A 4497-nucleotide genomic window follows, 5' to 3' on the forward strand; every position below is an offset into this window, starting at 1 on the left:
GAAAGCCGATTTATCGTTATCGAACAGTGAACTTCACCAAAAAGAATCGTTTAAAATATTACCCAGAGAAGCCACTCATTAATGCCCCTGTTTTTACCGTCGTTAAAACGGCCAGATCGTCCAATGGCCATTTGCGTTACCAGTTGGCTGACGGGTCCTTCGTGACGGCAAAGAGTGGCTACACGGCTAAGCTTTATTGGCAGAAACGGCATGCCTTCATCAAGGTCGTTGGTCCTCAAGGTGTTTATGAATATTCAGGAAAATCATTCAACGTCAAACAACGGCTCAAAAAGCTCAAGAAGGGGACGGTTATTCCGGTTCGGGGCCTTGTGCAATATGGTTTGACGACGCGTTTCTTGTTAACGGATGGGCATTACGTGACAGGCAGTAAGCAATACGTGGCAATTAGTCACTAATCGGGTACGTGTTTAGTATGCACCCACCAAGGTTGGTGGGACTTCGCTACTGATTGCTTGCTTCGAAGGTAGACATTATCATAACACATTGCAAAAGACTTGCTAAACCACTTATTAAAAGTGATCTGGCAAGTCTTTTTTGATAAATATGGTTTTGTGGTAATCTGGATTCAAACATTGTCTTTGAAGGAGGAAACAACATGACTGATTGCGTATTGGGCGTTGACCTTGGCACAAGTTCTGTAAAAGTCACGGCGGTTACCAAATCCGGTGATATTATTGCTCAAGAAGGGATGGATTTTCCGTTAGATCAGCCAAAACCCGGTTATGCAGAACAAGATCCGGAAGACTGGGTAAGTGCGACGACGGTATCCATCGTGCGCCTTATTTTAAAGGACGGCATCAAACCCGAAGACATTAAGGGAATCAGCTATTCAGGCCAGATGCACGGCCTCGTGTTGCTGGATAAGAATCATAAAGTGTTGCGGCCAGCGATGCTTTGGAACGATACGCGTTCTACTAAGCAACGAGAAGAGATCATGGACAAGATGGGTGAGCGGTTTGTTGAAATCACTCATAACAAGCCACTTGAAGGATTTACCCTGCCCAAATTACTGTGGGTTAAAGAAAACCAACCGGAAATCTTCAAGCAGGCAACAACGATGCTGCTGCCAAAAGACTATTTACGCTTCCGAATGACCGGCAAGTTGGCAATTGATTATTCCGATGCCACCGGAACCGTCATGCTGGATGTCGACAAACAGCGCTGGAGCCAAGAAATCCTTGATGCATTCGATATTCCTGCCAGTCTGTGTCCACCGTTGGTCCGTTCAATCGATGAAACCGGCCAGATTGATGACTGGTATTCCGAATATTCAGGACTGTCCACTGACACCAAGACCTTTGGTGGCGGCGCAGACAACGCTTGTGGTGCTGTTGGCGCCGGAATTGACGGTCCTACCAAGGTCCTTTCAAGTATCGGAACCTCCGGCGTAATCCTCAAGTATGAGCCTAGGAAGGAGACCAATTACGATGGTGTGATTCAGTATGAGGACCACGCGATTCCGGACGCTTACTATTCAATGGGGGTTACCTTGGCTGCCGGATACTCACTCAGTTGGTTTAAGAAAACCTTCGCTGAAAACGAGGACTTTACGGAGGTTGTTGAAAGTGCCGAAAAATCAACCGTTGGTGCCAATGGTCTGCTGTTTGCCCCGTACATTGTTGGTGAACGAGCACCTTATGCCGATGCCGATATCCGTGGCAGTTTTATCGGGATCGACGGGATTCATCAGCGTTACGACTTTGTCCGAGCTGTTCTTGAAGGCATTATTTTCTCGTTTAGGGACATTCTTGATCTCTATGAAGAAAAGGGCAGTCAGTTTGATACAGTGGTCTCCATTGGCGGCGGCGCTAAAAGCCCATTGTGGCAGCAGATTCAGGCGAATATCTTTAATGTTAAAGTGATTTCACTTCAAAATGAGCAGGGCCCAGGTCTGGGGGCCGCGATGCTGGCTGCAGTCGGCGTTGGCTGGTACAAGGATGTTCCTGAATGTTCGAAAGTCTTCGTTCAATTCAAAGATGTCTTTTTGCCGGAACCTGAAAACGTCAAAAAATACCAAAGATTACACGATATTTATCGAAAGATTTATCCAAGCACAAAGCAAATCACACATGAGTTGGTCGAATTTCGTCGAGATAACAGTTAGGAACAAACCTAACTGAAATTGCCGATTTGATGAGGATCGGCCAATCATGAAACGGGATTGGTAAAATCACCGAAAACACAAAAAATATAAGACCGAATTTAGTTATCGCTGCCCTTTAAACAGTTATAACTAGATTTGATCTTAGATTTTTTAATTTAAATTTTTAATCATTTTCCGGGTTGGCCACTGCCATACTGCGTTGATGCATGTAAGTCACACCACCAAACACGATGGTCCAAATGATGGCACCCACAGCTCCGATAATATCTTGTGGGATGAAGAATAGGGTCACGAAGATAATCGCAAAAAACGCAATTGTCAGTGGGCTGGTAATGTTATACCAAGGCATCTTGAAGCCGTTTGGTAGGAAGTCGCTTGATTGGCGGTATTTCCGGTGGGCAATCATTGCCAAGGCGTAAACCAAAATGTACATGTCGTTTGAAGAACCGGCTACGATCGTAAAGACCGAAGCAGTCGCATTGGTCAAACTCATCAAAGGTGTAATCAGCAGACAGAAAGCCGACATGAGAATTGCGGCCGCTGGGACACCATTTTTAGAAATTTTGGTAAAGTGGCGGTGCATGAAGCTGTCTTCAGGCGTTTCAGTCGCTAATTGATAAAAGTGTCGACCGGCTGAGAAAATAAAGCTGTTCAACGATGACGAAGCCGACGTCAATACCACGAAGTTAATAATGGCAGCGGCAGCTGGAAAACCTGCTAATTTGAAGACTTGAACAAACGGGCTGCTGGCAGCGTTTAAATGCGTCCATGGAATAATTCCCATGATGACAATCAAAGCACCAAAGTAAAAAATCAAAATTTTAAGCAACGTTTCATTAACGGCCTTTTTGATAATCTTGTGTGGTGTTTGGGCTTCGCCGATGGTAATGCTGACGAATTCAATGCCTTGAAAAGCAAAGAAGACCATTGGAAAGGCAGAAATAAAGCTCATTGCACCGTGCGGGAACATTGAGAAGTTCTGGGAAATGTTTTGAATTGACGCGTGTCCCAACGGTGTGACCGAATGGCTAAACATCATGAACGCACCTGTTGCAATCAGAGCAAGGATGGCGACAATTTTGATTAACGCAAACCAGAACTCTGCTTCACCAAATAACTTGGCAGCGATCAGATTAACGCCGGCCAAGGTGCCCAAGAACACCAATTGGATGATCCACGATGGAATAGTTGGAAACCAAAACTGGACGTATGTAGAGATGGCAGTAATTTCAGCCATGGCACAAAAAGAAAGGCCCAGCCAATAGGTCCAACCAGTGAAGTGGCCGACTGTTGGTCCCAAATAGCGGGTAATAAAGGCAACAAACGTGTGTTGTGATGGGTCGGAATAAAGCATTTCACCCAACGCCCGCATCATTAAGAAGAAAAAGATCCCTAATACTAAGTAAACTAATAAAATAGATGGACCGGTTTTGCTGATTGTGGTTCCGGATCCTAAGAATAATCCAGTTCCAATCGTGCCTCCGATAGCGATCATCTGAACGTTACGGTTGCTCAAGGAGCGGCGGGTGCCGTCAGCGTTTTTGGTTACTTCTGTTTTTTGCATGAATAAACTTCCTCCCTGTTTGGAAATGATGAATTGAATTAGAGGCCTCTAATTAATTTGCCATTATCCTAACACGACCGTGTCGAAATTGAGCGGTTTGGGGCGGAAGTTTTTAGATGATTTTGTAAATTTGATAATATTTTCATGAAAATAAGGCAGAATTGACGGTTTGCCTATGAAAACAAAATATTTTTTTCAGAGGCTGGTATTACGCATCGTCTTCGGGAAGCTTCAGTGGTCGGGGACCAATATTGGTCGTAAACGCAACGTTGGTATGGCTGTAGCCAAAGTCCTTGAGAGATGCATTGAACTCGTTTAACTCGGTCATGGTCTTGTAAAAGACTTTTAGTTGGACGGATGCGTCCCCAGTAATGTAATTACATTCAACCACATTGGGAATCTTTGAAATAAATTTCACGAATTTCGGCATTTCCACGTAACTGACATCGATCCTGACAAACGCTTTAATCAGGTAGCCTAATTTCTCATAATTTACATCTGCCGTGTAGCCGTTGATAAAACCATGACTCTCAAGATTTTGAAGTCGAACGGACGCTGAGGGAGCAGAAATAAAACATTGTTCAGCAATGCTCTTAATTGAAGCTCGTCCATCTTCTTGGATGATATTTAAAATTTTACGGTCTAATTTGTCCATTCGAATTCTCCTCTTAAAAATATTTTGCGTTCATTATACCATTCACGATTGAGTGGGTTTCTTTGGACGCCTCGTTTTTCAGAAAGCGTGGCATTTGTCAAAGATAATTGCCACCTACAACAATAATCGTTATAATAAATTTTGTATCTAAAA

Annotated in this window: 4 protein-coding genes; 2 read left to right on the forward strand and 2 right to left on the reverse strand. The window is 44.0% G+C overall.

The annotated features are described in order from the left end of the window. A partial coding sequence (locus AB3112_RS08480) for a DUF5776 domain-containing protein (RefSeq protein WP_367334288.1) occupies positions 1-416 on the forward strand: 416 nt, incomplete at its 5' end. A gap of 200 nt (positions 417-616) precedes the next feature. Further along, positions 617-2125 (forward strand): xylulokinase, encoded by a 1509-nt coding sequence (gene xylB / locus AB3112_RS08485; protein ID WP_084973174.1) that lies wholly within the window; start codon positions 617-619, stop codon positions 2123-2125. Between the two features lie 163 nt (positions 2126-2288). Here the strand turns inward: xylB and AB3112_RS08490 are convergent, their stop codons facing one another. Beyond that, complete coding sequence (locus AB3112_RS08490) at positions 2289-3689, reverse strand: amino acid permease (RefSeq protein WP_084973172.1); 1401 nt, start codon at positions 3687-3689, stop codon at positions 2289-2291. A gap of 208 nt (positions 3690-3897) precedes the next feature. After that, on the reverse strand, positions 3898-4344 hold the full coding sequence (locus AB3112_RS08495) for an Lrp/AsnC family transcriptional regulator (protein WP_057910169.1): 447 nt from the start codon (positions 4342-4344) through the stop codon (positions 3898-3900). Between the last annotated feature and the right edge of the window lie 153 nt (positions 4345-4497).

It is taken from the genome of Lentilactobacillus sp. (assembly GCF_040773105.1).
In the GTDB taxonomy this organism is placed as follows: domain Bacteria; phylum Bacillota; class Bacilli; order Lactobacillales; family Lactobacillaceae; genus Lentilactobacillus; species Lentilactobacillus parabuchneri.